A 13,532-nucleotide genomic window follows, 5' to 3' on the forward strand; every position below is an offset into this window, starting at 1 on the left:
TTACCCGAGGGGACGAAGTCAAAGATGACTTTGTCCCCTTTGGTTAGTCATCTTCTAATATCGAATATAGCAGGGAATCTCTCCAGCCTTCTTTTATTTTCAGGTGATCGCGCATTCTTCCTTCCCTGGTCATTCCATTCTTCTCCAATACCTTTATGGAAGCTATGTTTTCAGGATTGCAGGTGGCATATATTCTATGAAGCTTTAACTCCCTGAATCCATAGTGAATCAGCTGTTTAGAAGCCTCAGTTGCATAGCCATTCCCCCATGAATCCGGATGGATGATATACCCCATAGCCCCAGCTCTGTTATGTATGTCTTTAATGGTGAGATCCACAGCCCCAATGACCTTATCATCTCCTTTATGAATGATGACGAATAAGAACCTGGTCCGTGGTATTCTCCTGCAGTCCGCCACTGCTTCTCTAACGAAGTTTAGGGAATCTTCTTCTGTATTCGGTCCCCAAGCCTGATATCTGCTGGAAAGTTCATGAGAGGCATAGCTGTGGACTCCTCTCCAATCGGATTGTTCGAGTTCTTTTAAATAAATTCTATCTCCATCAATTTTCAACATTTATACCACTCTTTTTCAAAGGAAAGTCCCAATGCCTCTCCAAAAGCAGCACCGAATTCGACAAAGCCTCTTCCTCTGGCTGTTATGATATTTCTATCTTGTACAATCAATTCATCAGAGTAATTCTCTTTTTCAAAAACCCCGGTCTGATCACGAGCTTCTTCTACCATTCCAACAGTATATCTTTTTCCTTTCAAAAGACCTGCTCTTGCCAGTAGATAAGGTGAACTGGAAATACCGGCTATGACTAATGCTTTCTCCGCGGCTCCTTTCAGGAAATCGAATAAAGCCGCTTCTTCATCAAGTGACATGACGTCCATACACCCTGGGAGGAGCAAACTATCAATCTCACTGATATCAACCTCATGAAATGCCTTATCAGGAAGGCATGTTAATCCTGACTCACCTCTTATAGGTGAGGTCCTTTCTCCACAGATTAGGACCGGCTTGCCCCCCTGCATTAAAATAGAAAGTGCCACACTCAACTCATATTCACTGAACTGCGGATACAGCACTACCGCCGTCATCTTCTTCAAAGGACTACCTCCTTCCTTTGTCCCTCCCACTCTCTACGTATCATTCCATATATGACTCGATCCTTGAACTCTCCATTTATGTATTCAAATTCCCTTATGGTCCCTTCTTCCATAAAACCCAGGCGTTCAGCCACCGATCTGCTTCTTGTATTCCTGGATGCCATATTAATCTCCACTTTATTTAGCTCCCACACCTTAAAAGCATGATCAATAAATCTTTGACATGACTTTGTAACGAGTCCATACCCTTGGAATGATTCTCCCAGCCAGTACCCGATTTCCGTTTTGCGGTTGCTTTTATCTACATGCAGGTAACCAACCGCCCCTGCCAGTTGGCCATTGAACCATATTCCAGCCCAGAAACCGTTTCCTGCTGAGAATCTATCTAAAGACCTTTCAATGAACCTTTCTGTATCTTCAAGAGATTTTGTTTTGCCGGGAAAAGAAAGCCACTCTCCCAAAGAATGCCGATTCTCAGCAATCAGTTCATAGAGTTCAATAGCATCCTCCGGCTGAAAGAGTGCAGTATAAATATGTTCGTCTAACTTCAGCTTAAACAAGATTTTCCCTCCTTACTAATGGTACGGTGTGGATAATGGGAGCTTCCATTTGTTTCCCTTGCTCCTCTGCCAATTCAATCAATGCAATTGCAGTGATTTTTCCATAGATGGATTCATTCCTTTTCAAACAGTATTGAAAGGCAGCCGCCAATTCCTCTTCAGGAAGCTTGTTGGCAAGAGTACAATGAGGTATCCATTGGTTCGGCATATACAAGGAGTTGGCTTCTTCACTAAATTCCCTGAAAATCTCATAATGGGAATTATGCAAATCCATCAATTCTTTGGTAACTGTAGGCGAGAAAAAAAGGGTCCCGTAGTTCAGGAAAGAACCGAGTGTATTGAAACAGATCTCAACTTGCTTTTTATTACTGTATAGCTCGTTCATTTTTCTTATGCATTGCTCTTTATCCATATTGGTGTAACTGGCTATGGTCACGTGCGGCCTGCCATTCTTAATCTCTTCACCATAGAAAGAAAGAGATTCTTCGCTTAACTCTTTCCAGATTTGTTTGATTTCATTTTCAGTTTTTTCATCAAATAATGCTGCAATCCAGTACATGTCTAAAACCCCTTTATGTCCATTTTTTTGCTGAGATTTTCGGAGTCCTTCAATGTTCAGGAGTGGCCCCATTCCCTCTTCATGTCTTTGGACAAGGCTGTTTTCGTAAACTTTGTTGCTATTGGATACCACTTATAATTCACTAATTCACCTTAATGACCTGGTACTTAGTATCTGAGGATATCCGAAAGCAGTAATCTCTGCGAAAACAGCCTTGTGCATATAAGCTGCAGAAGCAAAAGCCTTCCGCTGACCACTCTACATAAGAGTTTTTTCAAACATGATCATATCCATCGCCCTGATTCCGTATTCGAAGATGGGTTGTGGATATTTCAAAAAGAAATCTTTCTTAATCTCATACATCCTGAATCCTGCTTTTTGATAAAAGGCTATGTTGTCAATGCTGGAGTTTGCTGTTCCCACTATGACTCTATCCTTGCCCTGGTTTTTATAAATAACCAGACCTTCTTTAATGGAAGCTTTGCCGATGCCCCTCCCTCTGAATTCGGGTATCACAGCCAAATTCTTCAGCTCCACCGTACTGTCGTTAACAGAAATGAATAAAATTACGCCTGCCAATACATCTTCAAAATGGATGGCATACAGATCTCCTTCGGCAATATAATTACGGACAGCTTCCTCACTTTCATCAGCCATTAGAAGCAGGTGAAGATAATTCATTCTTTCACCATCATTTATAAGGTGCAAATATGCTGGCGTCATATCGATTCTGCCTCATTAAAAGTATGTACAAAACTAACAGTGTCTGAAAAGCTGTCCAGAATTCTCTTTCTATTCCAAGGGTGCATCTGCAGAGGGAGATTCTCCCTAGAAAAAAAGGCGATTTCTTTAATCTCTTCATTCGGAATGAAACGGCCTTCTGACTTAATACCCGCCCTGAACAAGAGCACTAAATCATCTTTTTCTGGAGCAGAATAAACCCCGACCAAGTTTTCCACTTCCCCTATATAGCCTGTCTCCTCCAAGATTTCTCTTTCGACCCCTTCGATGGGTGATTCATTCTTATCCAGGTGTCCTCCTGGCAAAGTCCAGTTTCCGGACCCGTAATTCAGTTTGACACAAAGAACTTCATTATCCTTATTTTTTACAACAGCGAATACTCCTACCGACGGCAATATTATTCACTTCCTTTTCATGAACCCTTAATTGATGGGAACATTTCACTGAGCATATTGTGATGACTTTAAACCCATTTGTCGTTCTCGGCTGTCAATTCCCCGCCGGCTTCTCCCGTATTGACAACACCCCTTGGTTCCACCAGCATGATGTGGCATTCCTGCTCGGCATACGGTTTGTGCTGAACGCCTTTAGGGACCACAAACATTTCCCCTTTCCGCAGAGAGACCATGCCATCCCGGAATTCAATCATCATCTCTCCTTCAATGACGAAAAACACTTCATCCGTATCTTTATGCTTATGCCAAACAAAGTCACCATGTATTTTCACAAGCTTGAATTGATAATCGTTCATTTCTCCAATAACTTTCGGAGACCAATGGTCCGTAATTTTGCTAAGTTTTTCTTTTAAGTTAACCGGTTCAAGTGTCATAGATTGATAGGCTCCTTATGTCTAAATTCACCGAAATCATTATATCCTAAACCAATAATAATAGCTTAACAGAATGAAGCTTGCCGTCATAATCAGAGTCAAATGCAACCTTGATCTTTTCTCCGGTTTCCTGGTGCCTTTAAAATAAAAAAGAAATGACCCTGCTATGAAAATGATATACGCTGCCCACTTGAGAACCATCATTCTCTATTCCTCCCATTTGTTAAGTTGTGGTTTGCTTTTCAAAAAATAGTTCCTGAGATTTACACCAAGCCTGTCAGTTTTCACTTGATGGAGAATCTGCTTTATTTATTCGTCCTTGCTATAAAACTGTTTCAATTCTTTTTCTTTTAAGAACCAGGCATGAGTGGTGTTTTCATCACACACAATGCCTTCCCATCCTATATTTTGACATAGTCCCTCTATATCTCTTTTGCCAATGATGAATGAATAGGGTTCATCAAAATAACAAGTAAAAATATAATCCTCTTTCTCATCATATAAACTGATTGGCTCTTCGCACAAATAAAGCATATCTTCAGTGGTCATCTCATCAATTACTAAAGAGCCGCTTCCATCAGTTATTTTTTCGAAATGTACGGTCCTAGATCCGCTGCAGCGGATGACCTCTAGGAAACTCTGAATCACTAATTCAGAAAGCTGATCCTCTTTAGGTGGAAACAAAGATATTCCTATGACGTCCTTTAGCTTTTTATAGATTTCCGGCTTTGCTTTTTCGTGGTAAATCCCTCCTATCCACATGTACAATCCAATAGCCAGTTCTTTAATAGAATTCATCCCCGTCTCTTTTCTTACTGCTTCCCATGAGACCGGTGTTCCGAACAATAAGGTGTCTTCTTTAACAGGAAATAACATATGGGGTGTATGACTCTTTTCAGGCTTCCAGTTTAAAGGCATTCTGACAAAAGGATGGAACACTATAGCTGCCGAAGTGTACCCGGGGGGCAGAAAGTTCTTTATTGGTTTATCGGCTGCCGGAGAGGGCTCCGAAGGAAAAAAGTATTTTTTACTCATCGTTTCATCCTTTCTTTGAGTCTATTACTTACAGTGCATAACGAATTGCGACCTGCTCCTTTTAAATCCCGTTTTCTCATAAAAAGGAATGTGTTCTACCTCACAGAATAAGCTGATAATATCAATGTGCGCCAAATCATCCAGCAGCCGGCATACAAGCCTTTTCCCTATCCAGCTTCTTTGCCAGTTGCTATGTATGACGACATCTTCGAGATACGCCCTGAAAACTCCGTCCGACACTGCCCGGGCAAACCCGATTAAGGTGTCTCCTTTCCAGGCTCCCACTGATATTTGTGCTCTCAGCATCTTTTCAATATCTCCGGTACCTCTTTCTTCCCACCAACCGGCATCCTTGTAAAGTGATGATATATCACAAGCTTTTATCTCTTTTTCTTGATAACTAAGGATTTTGATATTCATATTTTCCCTCCTTCCATTATTGAATCGGAACATACCCTGTTTTCTGGATAAGTTCCTGCCCCTGTTGAGAGGTGATCCAATCGATGAAAGAATCTGTCTGAGGATTATCTGTTCCATTGGTAATCGCGTAAAATTCTCCTGTAAGAGGATATTTCCCAGTTTGTATGCCTTCAATGTCAGGTTCAACATTATCAATCTTCAATAATTTTATCCCCTTGCTGTCAAGCATCTCTGTTGCAAAAAATCTGTAGGAAAACCCAATGGCATTGCGGTAATTTCGGTAATCGGAAGCTTTTTCGATCACTCCCCCCATGCCGTCAACCTGCTGGTCGGTCGGAGGTCTCATGATCGGAATCTCACCCATCATGTTCTGCAGGCCAGTCTGGCTTCCGCTCCCTTCAGGCCTTTGAAAAGCGATTATTTCCTTGTCTTTGCCTCCGACTTCATTCCAGTTGGTGATCTTTCCTGAATAGATCCCCTGAAGTTCCTCAATGGTGAGGCTTTCCACAGGATTGCTGCTGTGAACGAAAAAGACGAATGCTTCTTTGCCGATCGAAGTCATTTCCATGTTTTTCAGCCCTGATTTCTGCGAATCGGATGGACCTGCAGCGAAGATTAGGTCCACATCCTGCTTAGCAAGCCTTCCATATGCCTCATCAGTTTTGGAAGCCACCATTGGACTTTCAGCAGGGTTGTCGTGCGGGTATTCACCCTCTGGATAAACCGCCTGGACGAATGAAGCCATCACTGGATATAAAGCTGTTGCACCGTCCAGTGAGTGAACATTGCCAGAGACAGAAAAAAGGCTGGTTTCATCAAGTGAAGCAGCTTTGGAACCGCTTTTAAATGGTTCGTATGCTGTCAGATCTACTTCAGCATTTTTTATTTCTATATGACTTATATAAGCCTCATATCCTCCATACCCTGCTAAAGGAAGAGCAAGGATCAAGACTGGAACTAACACCCCTGCTTTTTTCGGCAGCTTTGCAAGAACTCCCAGAAAGTACAAGTTGCCTGTCACCAGTAAGGCGATCAGTATGATCCACGTATACACATAGCCATTTTGGCTTGAAACTAAAGTGGAGAAGGCACCGATGAACAAACTTACTATTCCGAAGAAAACGGTAAACATCCCTGCTGTTATTATTCTATTCCACATGAATATTCATTACCTCCCGCTGATACTCCCTATGTATTCATCTATCTTTTTCATAATAGAAAAGGCTCCGCTGCTATGATTGCAGGGTATAGCATACCGCATATCCACTTCCGGGAAATAACCAGAGTGAAAACTCACACCTGGGTCGTATCCCATAACATGATACTTGGTTACAGCCTCTTCATTGTTTATCCATACGCCATATCCGTAGTGGACTCCCTCTTTAACTTTTATTTGAGGACTTAAAAGGACCCTGGTCAATTTTTCATCCAAAATTCTGTTTTCAAATAGGGCTTCCCAAAAACGGATCATATCCCCAGCAGTTACATAGGCACCCCCATCTGGCCCCCCTTTTACTGGCAGGGAATAAACATTGGTGTTGTACTGACCACCGCTCTTTTCAACATACCCAAAAGCGGTATTTTGGGGCAGTTCATCCATAGGAAAATAACCAGAGGATTGCATTCCGGCCGGTTTAAATATATTTTCAGCCACATAGTCTGGAAATGGCACCCCCGTCAGCCTTTCTACAACCAGTCCAAGCAAGATATATCCTCCGTTATTGTAATGGAAAACCTTCCCCGGTTCGTTCTTCATCGGCTGATGTTGAAATAACGGTAAGAAGTCGGAAGGCCCTCTCAGCAGATACATCGGCGTTTCCTTCCAAAGCTCTTCAAAATCATTCATTACTTCTTCATCAAAATAATCGGGGATGCCGGAGCTGTGAGTCAGCAGCTGGTGAATCGTGACTTTTTCATCCCAATTTACAAAAGAGATATCCAAACAATCTATTAGTTTCGTGTTGAAACCAAGAAGCCCTTTTTCAACTAATTGACATATAGCTGTGGAGGTAAAGATTTTGCAGCCGGATGCAATGCCGAAACGTGTGTTAAGTTCGTTGGGCCTTTCTTCGCTTTTATTTGCAAAACCTGCTGCTATTTCCAGTAGGACTTCTTCTCCCTGCTTTATAATAGCGGTTCCCGAATAGTTTTCTTTGTCTATTACGTCTTGAATTGCCTTTAGCAGATGATTGAACTTCACTATTTACAACACCTTATTCATGATCTTTTTTAGTAGTATTTCTCAAGAAGCTTATAATCTCTTGTCTTTTTCACAGCAATACCATTCTCAGCAGCAAAAGACTCTAATTCCTCATAGATCTCAGCAGGCTCATAATATATGACCCAAATGTTATGCCCTCTCCTGTTAATGACCGCCTTCTTAGTTGACCACCCTGTCCTTTTGAATATAATAGATTTTATGGATTCACTTTTGACAATTTTTTCATATAATCGGAAGCGAAAAAAGTATATCCCATATCTTATTCTGCCCTCTTCAATAGTGAGTTTATAGCTCAACCACAATGGCAGAACCAGAAAAAGCAAGAGCAGCGACCTGAAGCCCTGCAGGATCGAGCTTTCTGTGAAGAACAGCGATGTTATCAGAAAAAAAATGATCAGCATCTTAGTCGTTTTCCCTTGTTCGGCTCTGGTGTAAGTCATTTTACGTCAACTCCGTTCCCATTCCCGGCAATCTATATCACTTATAGATACACCGGCTCATATTGTAGAAGAGGGTAGTGATGTCTGAAAAAGGATAGATAAGGAATCAGCCGGGTTTCGAAGGATATGTCCTTAAATACCTTCCACCAGTACAGCCGCAATCCGCATTCACCGCATTGTGGCAACCCCACTTTTCTACCTCCTTGTTCATTCACGTGAGCCGTTCTCCTGTCTGGATATCTCCTCTAATTCCTTCTCAATTTCTTTATCTGAAACCGGGGCAGCATTCTTCATCTGTTCCATGAAAAACCGGCGGATCATCTGTCCGGTTTCGGAATTATCGATTCCCTTTCTTACTCCGGATTCGATGATGGCAAGGAGGATAATCAAAAATAAAACAATGAGTAAAATTCCAATAATGAATTCCATTTTATCTATTCCTCCCTCTGGTCTTTTGAAGATTTTACCACATTCTTACTTCATTGTGGGTGAAGATTCTGAATATACAAATTAGAGAGTGGCTATTTCTTAGACGAATGCTCTCGTCTCTAAGTTTCAAACTCAGCGTCCTCTTGTTAACACAAGATTGCTCTGTTTAAGTTATGATAAATTAAAGGTGCTTAAAAAAGAGGAGAAAAAGGCAGGAATGCGGATGAAAAATTGTAAAGCAATGATATTCGACTTAGATGATACATTGCTTAATAGAGATGAAGCAGTGGAAAATATTTTTAACCTTATTATAGAGAAGTGCTATGAGGATGTTGAGCATTCAGCTAAAAATGATATGCTGCAAAAGTTCAAAGAGTATGACAAAAGCTGCTATGGTAATAACGACAAAACAAAAGTTCTGCACTCTTTTTATGCAGATTTTCCACCAAAGCATTGATTGGCAGACCACTGCATCCAAGAGTTTTGGAATGAATATTTCCCTCAGTGCTTTCCCATAAACCATCAGATTATTAATATTGTAAACACTATAAAGGAGGACTTGAAGGTTGCTATTATAACAAACGGCTCAACTCAAAGACAGAAAGCAAAAATCAGGAACACAGGATTACATCACTGCTTTGAGATCGCAGTTATTTCTGAAGAAACTGGATTCAGCAAACCTGACATACATATCTTTGAAACAGCCTTGAAAAAGCTTAATGTGAAACCCGGAGACGCACTATTCGTTGGAGATGATCTATACAAGGATATTGGCGGCTGTCAAAATGCCGGTATAAAGGGTATTTGGTTCAATCCACATAAAACGAAGAACGATACAGATATAAAACCATATGCTGAAATCCATTCTCTTGAAGAATTAGTGCAATTTTAAATTTTACTAGTATCGGGTTTACTTGTAAGGTGCAAAACAGTAAATAATACTGCCTCTTACCAGCCCAGCCTATACCCTTTATTGCATTAAAGCAGTAAAAGGGACAGTCCCTCTTACTGCTTTAACGATGAGACGTATTCTTTTAAGCGTTTTAGCCACCAGAACTTACGGCTGGCCGGGATAGGTTTTCTGCAAAAACTCCACAGATTGGTTTATCAAATCTTTTAATACTTCCTCATCAATATCGGCTACTTTATTGATATACACACATGCCTTACCTGAAGTGTGCTTACCGAATTTCTCCAGAAGTTCTTCCCTATCAGGGTCTCCGGTTGCAAAATAGAGACTGATTTTCGCTTTTCGCGGAGAAAATCCTACAAGAGGTGCATCTCCCTCGTGACCCGTCTTATACTTATAGTGGTAAGAGCCGAATCCGATGATGCTCGGACCCCACATCTTAGCCTGATATCCTGTTGTTTCTGTAAAGATATCCAAAAGTTTATAGGAATCTTCCCTCTTTTTCTCACTGTCTACGTTTTCGATAAATTCAATAACACTGCTGTCATTTTCTTTGGTTTTTAATTCATACATTTCATTAGCCCCTTTCCAGCAATAAGTTCCACTATTCAAGTATAACCTAACGACTATTTAGGCCGGCTTGAAAATTTGTCTCCACTTTTATTGTCTTCGTTACTCTTATTTAACACCGGCTTTACTCCACCTTTTTAAGTTGGACTGTCCTATTGATCATCTCGACTATTTCTTCAATCACTATAGACGGCTTTTCTACATGAACAGAGTGCCCGGTATCCACTTTAATCTGCTTGGTATGTTGAGTAAGCTTCACCATCTCTTGTTGGTTTTCATTCCACTCTTTTGAAGGATTACAGGCACTGATGACAGTAACGGGTAAGTCAGCGGGCAGCGGTTCGGATTTCAAGATTTGTTGGGCCGATTTGCCAGTATCCCTGAATTCAAAGTAAAGAGACTGATAGGCTTCCGGAGTATAGCCAATGTATTTCAATGCTTTTTCATGTTCTGGACCAAGATATTTCCGGCCGACTCTGTGCTTCATCAGTCTTGGAATACCCATCCATGATGTCAAATAACCAAATTTGGCGAGAAGGTTGAACTTCTTTGTTCTGTTTCTATTAGAAGCATTCTCGATATATTGATTTTCATGAGCTGCGTCCACTAATATCAAACCCTTAGTCTCATTAGGAAAGGAACTTGCGAATAATCTCATAATCATGCCACCATACGAGTGACCAACCAGAATATACGGCGGCTTCACCTCCAGAAGATACAACCATTCTTTCAGTTCTTCTACTGAGTCACCGGCTGAACTCGTCTGTCTCTTAGTTCGGCTCCATCCATAACCTCCCCTGTCATAAGAAATGACTCTGGCAAGCTTGGCAATCTCCGGCTGCACGAAGCACCAGTCAATCGACACAGAACTCAAACCAGCCTCCAGGATGATAGTGACTGGACCTGAGCCTGAATCTACAACATGTATAGTAGAATTCTTAGTTTTAACCAGTTTACCCGGCGCCGGAACTGTTCTGGTTTTGTTCATGAAAAAGTTCCAGGCAGTAAGGGGGAAACCAGCAGCAGCCAATCCCACTCTAGTAATATGATCTAAGTTCATTGTCTGTTTCCTTTACATTTGTTTTTGCCGAAGGGAACTGGTATATCCTGTAATTTCCGTTGTCGCTAGAATATTTCAAGATGTTTCGATTCTTGGGAATGCCTTTAAAATAGGCCCCTATACCACCCGTCGTGCATCGATGACCAGAGATCAATATGTTGATATCACGCCCACTAAACCTGTTTTCCAGTTCGGAAAGGAATTCGAAGATTCTTGAAATAAATACCTCTTCTTCCTCTACTCCCTTATATACCGTACGGTCAGGAAGCATGCCTTTAACTATTACTTCTTCTTTCCTTAATCCGTCCGCTTCACCCAAATCAAACACATTCAGTCTCTCATCTATGACAGGTGGTACCCCTGCAGTTATTTCTGCCGTCTGTACCGCCCGACCTTGTGGAGAAGAGTAAACGCAATCAAAGTTAATGTTTCTTAAGACAGAGTTCAGCTCTTTGGCTTGGTCCAGTCCCCTTGAATTCAAAGGAACGCCATTTCTTCCTTGAAGCCTTCCTTCCCTATTCCAGTCTGTCTCACCGTGCCGAATAACATAAATCATGCAAAGCCTCCAATTTAATAAAATCCTAAAATTTCCAAGGGCTCTTTTCAACTTTGTTGCTATTTCATATGAATTTTGAAAGATAAGACCCTAATTCACTTACAATATCTTGGCAGGCAAAAACGAAAAGAGATGTTTAGTATCCGGAGAAAAATCCGGGTCTTGGAATTTTTCTGAAAGCAACAATTTTTGCGAAAATAGTCTTTTCAATAGAGTGCTCAGTACCATTAAAGTCTTTACTGTTCGTGCTTTTCCCATGTGCGGGCAATTATAAATAGATTCGTTTAAACTTTTCGTACTTTGTAAAAACCGGTTCCAGCCAAGCCTCCATTGCTCTATAATCTGTTCCCATCGAATGAAGAATAAAGACCGGTTTTCCCTTGCCAATTATTTTGTAATGTTTTTACCCATAAGGAACTTCACCCTCCATTTATTCCAGCACCTTCCTATTCTCTTCCCTTCAGTAATTTCGACTCAGGTTGGATTTCTCCTCCTTCTATAGAGAATCTGATAAAATGAAATTACCTATTATATGACAGGAGGAATTTCAATGACTGAACATATCTTTCATTTAAAAGCGAACTGGCCGGGCTTGCGGAATGACATAGGAGATATCGAAACAAAGAATATGAAAACAGCCATCTCGATTCCAAAGGAGATGGATGGACCAGGAATAGGAACGAACCCAGATGAAATGCTTCTGGGGGCAGCCGCCACCTGCTTTATTATCACCCTTGCCGCCATGATGGAAAGAAGCCGCCTGGATAAAAGTGATCTTACGCTTGAATCTGAAGGAATTGTGGATGTCACCAAAGGGATCATTACATATCAAAAAATCATCCATAAACCCCTTATTACTTTAAAAAAAGAAGCATCAGATAAAGATATTACTCTAGCCAGAAAACTAGCGGAGAAAGCCGAGTCATCCTGCATGATTACCCGGGCACTAAAAGGGAATGTGGAGGTAGAACTTCAAGCTGAGGTAGTGAGAGATGAAGAATGAAAAAGGAAGGCAGCTAAATGAACTGCCTTCTCTATTTAAGAATTTTTAGTTTTATACTTAGTTGTTGAAAGTGAAGACAGCTGTCTCAGTTTAACTTTGGAAACAGTCATTGCAATGAGGCATTAAAATGATACTTCTTCACCATACTCTATAATGATGGCTTTGGTTTTCTTGCACTCCGCCAAATGAGAGGCCAATTCTGTATCACGGCCAGCCATGTTGGCAACAACCGGGAATGCATCCAATAAGATATCCAGAGTTTCTTTTGAAGAGGCTGTTTCTTTTGTAGGGAATGTATGGCTCGGTATTACGTATTCCACGTCCAATAAATGCTCAACTGCATATGCCGCTTCTTTTGGCCCCATAGTAAATTGGCCTGATGAAGAAAGTATCGCAATCGTCGGCTTATAGAAATCCTGAATCAATTTCATATCAATCATAAGTGCGGTATCACCGGAATGGTAGACAGTATGGTCACTCGTAAAATTCAGAATATAGCCTGAGGATTCTCCTGCGTAAATCGGGGTTCCCTCTGTTTCACGATAACTTGATGTATGCTTTGCCTGGACCATGGTCAATTCCATATCATTAAAAACGAAGGAACCACCAAGGTTTAAAGGAAAAATATTCTTATGGCCTTCCTGAGTCAATATCATCGCCAGCTCATATTGGGCAATAACAAGACAATCAGGATTCACTTCCTTGATTTTGGATAAACCGCTTGTGTGGTCAAAGTGGCCGTGAGTCAGAAAGACAGCATCGATACTCTTAAAGAATGAGTCAGTCTGGAACTCTTCCGGGCAGCCCGGATTCATATCAAAGAATGGGTCTACCAAGTATTTATTCCCCTGCTTCGATTGAAATAAATACATAGCGTGTCCTAAACGAGTAATTTTCATAGAAAGTCCCCTTTACAAAATAGAATCAGTCAATTTTACTATATTTACAAAATAAAGGAATTATGATAAAGATTGGCATGTTTAGTATCCATTCTTGTCTGCAAAAGGGTTGCTTTCTGAGCTTTCAACTGACAAACTTAAGGAATAGTATTTAAAAGTCTCTTATGATAAACTTTGTGGCTATTTTATA

At 40.9% G+C, this 13,532-nt stretch carries 18 protein-coding genes and 1 pseudogene; 2 read left to right on the forward strand and 17 right to left on the reverse strand.

Going from position 1 to position 13,532, the window contains the following annotated elements:
- Positions 1-43: 43 nt before the first annotated feature.
- From FZC79_RS16285 to FZC79_RS16345, 13 genes are all read right to left on the reverse strand, one after another.
- The gene (locus tag FZC79_RS16285; RefSeq protein ID WP_187442829.1) at positions 44-574 is read right to left on the reverse strand and encodes a GNAT family N-acetyltransferase; all 531 of its coding nucleotides are present in this window, start codon (positions 572-574) and stop codon (positions 44-46) included.
- Complete coding sequence (locus FZC79_RS16290; protein ID WP_148947937.1) at positions 568-1,101, reverse strand: DJ-1/PfpI family protein; 534 nt, start codon at positions 1,099-1,101, stop codon at positions 568-570. Before FZC79_RS16290 ends, FZC79_RS16285 begins: the two co-directional genes overlap by 7 nt.
- Before the next feature lie 5 nt (positions 1,102-1,106).
- Positions 1,107-1,670: a GNAT family N-acetyltransferase gene (locus FZC79_RS16295; protein ID WP_148947826.1), complete on the reverse strand. Its 564-nt coding sequence runs from the start codon at positions 1,668-1,670 to the stop codon at positions 1,107-1,109.
- A complete protein-coding gene (locus FZC79_RS16300; RefSeq protein WP_148947827.1) occupies positions 1,663-2,229 on the reverse strand; it encodes a 2'-5' RNA ligase family protein in 567 nt (188 codons plus the stop codon). Before FZC79_RS16300 ends, FZC79_RS16295 begins: the two co-directional genes overlap by 8 nt.
- A 258-nt stretch (positions 2,230-2,487) precedes the next feature.
- Positions 2,488-2,952, reverse strand: coding sequence for a GNAT family N-acetyltransferase (locus FZC79_RS16305; RefSeq protein WP_215727440.1), 465 nt, complete (start codon positions 2,950-2,952; stop codon positions 2,488-2,490).
- Positions 2,949-3,365, reverse strand: coding sequence for an NUDIX hydrolase (locus FZC79_RS16310; RefSeq protein WP_148947828.1), 417 nt, complete (start codon positions 3,363-3,365; stop codon positions 2,949-2,951). The genes FZC79_RS16305 and FZC79_RS16310 overlap by 4 nt, the downstream gene beginning before the upstream one ends.
- A gap of 68 nt (positions 3,366-3,433) precedes the next feature.
- Entirely contained in the window at positions 3,434-3,799 is a 366-nt protein-coding gene (locus tag FZC79_RS16315) for a cupin domain-containing protein (RefSeq protein ID WP_148947829.1), read from the reverse strand.
- A 309-nt stretch (positions 3,800-4,108) separates the two neighbouring features.
- On the reverse strand, positions 4,109-4,834 hold the full coding sequence (locus FZC79_RS16320) for a DUF2711 family protein (RefSeq protein WP_148947830.1): 726 nt from the start codon (positions 4,832-4,834) through the stop codon (positions 4,109-4,111).
- Between the two features lie 24 nt (positions 4,835-4,858).
- The gene (locus tag FZC79_RS16325) at positions 4,859-5,254 is read right to left on the reverse strand and encodes a GNAT family N-acetyltransferase (RefSeq protein ID WP_148947831.1); all 396 of its coding nucleotides are present in this window, start codon (positions 5,252-5,254) and stop codon (positions 4,859-4,861) included.
- Between the two features lie 16 nt (positions 5,255-5,270).
- The gene (locus tag FZC79_RS16330) at positions 5,271-6,413 is read right to left on the reverse strand and encodes a PstS family phosphate ABC transporter substrate-binding protein (protein ID WP_148947832.1); all 1,143 of its coding nucleotides are present in this window, start codon (positions 6,411-6,413) and stop codon (positions 5,271-5,273) included.
- Positions 6,414-6,422: 9 nt separating this feature from the next.
- Positions 6,423-7,454 (reverse strand): serine hydrolase domain-containing protein, encoded by a 1,032-nt coding sequence (locus FZC79_RS16335; RefSeq protein WP_435873952.1) that lies wholly within the window; start codon positions 7,452-7,454, stop codon positions 6,423-6,425.
- A 29-nt stretch (positions 7,455-7,483) separates the two neighbouring features.
- Positions 7,484-7,915 carry a hypothetical protein gene (locus FZC79_RS16340; RefSeq protein WP_148947834.1) on the reverse strand — a complete coding sequence of 144 codons (432 nt, stop codon included), beginning with the start codon at positions 7,913-7,915 and terminating at the stop codon, positions 7,484-7,486.
- A 207-nt stretch (positions 7,916-8,122) separates the two neighbouring features.
- Complete coding sequence (locus FZC79_RS16345) at positions 8,123-8,344, reverse strand: hypothetical protein (RefSeq protein WP_148947835.1); 222 nt, start codon at positions 8,342-8,344, stop codon at positions 8,123-8,125.
- A gap of 241 nt (positions 8,345-8,585) precedes the next feature.
- On the opposite strand from FZC79_RS16345, the pseudogene FZC79_RS16350 reads away from it, so the two are divergent.
- Positions 8,586-9,236, forward strand: a pseudogene (locus FZC79_RS16350) (HAD family hydrolase).
- Positions 9,237-9,401: 165 nt separating this feature from the next.
- Here the strand turns inward: FZC79_RS16350 and FZC79_RS16355 are convergent.
- The 3 genes from FZC79_RS16355 to FZC79_RS16365 all read right to left on the reverse strand — a co-directional run bounded on the left by FZC79_RS16355 (position 9,402) and on the right by FZC79_RS16365 (position 11,440).
- Entirely contained in the window at positions 9,402-9,827 is a 426-nt protein-coding gene (locus FZC79_RS16355) for a DUF1801 domain-containing protein (protein WP_148947836.1), read from the reverse strand.
- A gap of 121 nt (positions 9,828-9,948) precedes the next feature.
- Positions 9,949-10,884 (reverse strand): alpha/beta fold hydrolase, encoded by a 936-nt coding sequence (locus tag FZC79_RS16360; protein ID WP_148947837.1) that lies wholly within the window; start codon positions 10,882-10,884, stop codon positions 9,949-9,951.
- Positions 10,862-11,440 carry a histidine phosphatase family protein gene (locus FZC79_RS16365; protein WP_148947838.1) on the reverse strand — a complete coding sequence of 193 codons (579 nt, stop codon included), beginning with the start codon at positions 11,438-11,440 and terminating at the stop codon, positions 10,862-10,864. Before FZC79_RS16365 ends, FZC79_RS16360 begins: the two co-directional genes overlap by 23 nt.
- A gap of 550 nt (positions 11,441-11,990) precedes the next feature.
- Here FZC79_RS16365 and FZC79_RS16370 point away from each other — a divergent pair.
- On the forward strand, positions 11,991-12,443 hold the full coding sequence (locus FZC79_RS16370) for an OsmC family protein (protein ID WP_148947839.1): 453 nt from the start codon (positions 11,991-11,993) through the stop codon (positions 12,441-12,443).
- 122 nt (positions 12,444-12,565) lie between these two features.
- Here the strand turns inward: FZC79_RS16370 and FZC79_RS16375 are convergent, their stop codons facing one another.
- Positions 12,566-13,342: a metal-dependent hydrolase gene (locus FZC79_RS16375; RefSeq protein ID WP_148947840.1), complete on the reverse strand. Its 777-nt coding sequence runs from the start codon at positions 13,340-13,342 to the stop codon at positions 12,566-12,568.
- Between the last annotated feature and the right edge of the window lie 190 nt (positions 13,343-13,532).

It is taken from the genome of Rossellomorea vietnamensis, from assembly GCF_008180615.1.
Lineage (GTDB): Bacteria > Bacillota > Bacilli > Bacillales > Bacillaceae_B > Rossellomorea > Rossellomorea vietnamensis_D.

Bases quoted from the DNA above. Each gene is read 5' to 3' on its own strand.
- FZC79_RS16330 (WP_148947832.1), bottom strand. From the start codon at position 6,413: ATGTGGAATAGAATAATAACAGCAGGGATGTTTACCGTTTTCTTCGGA.
- FZC79_RS16360 (WP_148947837.1), bottom strand. From the start codon at position 10,884: ATGAACTTAGATCATATTACTAGAGTGGGATTGGCTGCTGCTGGTTTC.
- FZC79_RS16315 (WP_148947829.1), bottom strand. From the start codon at position 3,799: ATGACACTTGAACCGGTTAACTTAAAAGAAAAACTTAGCAAAATTACG.
- FZC79_RS16300 (WP_148947827.1), bottom strand. From the start codon at position 2,229: ATGTACTGGATTGCAGCATTATTTGATGAAAAAACTGAAAATGAAATC.
- FZC79_RS16340 (WP_148947834.1), bottom strand. From the start codon at position 7,915: ATGACTTACACCAGAGCCGAACAAGGGAAAACGACTAAGATGCTGATC.
- FZC79_RS16325 (WP_148947831.1), bottom strand. From the start codon at position 5,254: ATGAATATCAAAATCCTTAGTTATCAAGAAAAAGAGATAAAAGCTTGT.
- FZC79_RS16290 (WP_148947937.1), bottom strand. From the start codon at position 1,101: ATGACGGCGGTAGTGCTGTATCCGCAGTTCAGTGAATATGAGTTGAGT.
- FZC79_RS16320 (WP_148947830.1), bottom strand. From the start codon at position 4,834: ATGAGTAAAAAATACTTTTTTCCTTCGGAGCCCTCTCCGGCAGCCGAT.
- FZC79_RS16285 (WP_187442829.1), bottom strand. From the start codon at position 574: ATGTTGAAAATTGATGGAGATAGAATTTATTTAAAAGAACTCGAACAA.
- FZC79_RS16355 (WP_148947836.1), bottom strand. From the start codon at position 9,827: ATGTATGAATTAAAAACCAAAGAAAATGACAGCAGTGTTATTGAATTT.
- FZC79_RS16365 (WP_148947838.1), bottom strand. From the start codon at position 11,440: ATGATTTATGTTATTCGGCACGGTGAGACAGACTGGAATAGGGAAGGA.
- FZC79_RS16375 (WP_148947840.1), bottom strand. From the start codon at position 13,342: ATGAAAATTACTCGTTTAGGACACGCTATGTATTTATTTCAATCGAAG.
- FZC79_RS16370 (WP_148947839.1), top strand. From the start codon at position 11,991: ATGACTGAACATATCTTTCATTTAAAAGCGAACTGGCCGGGCTTGCGG.
- FZC79_RS16345 (WP_148947835.1), bottom strand. From the start codon at position 8,344: ATGGAATTCATTATTGGAATTTTACTCATTGTTTTATTTTTGATTATC.
- FZC79_RS16305 (WP_215727440.1), bottom strand. From the start codon at position 2,952: ATGACGCCAGCATATTTGCACCTTATAAATGATGGTGAAAGAATGAAT.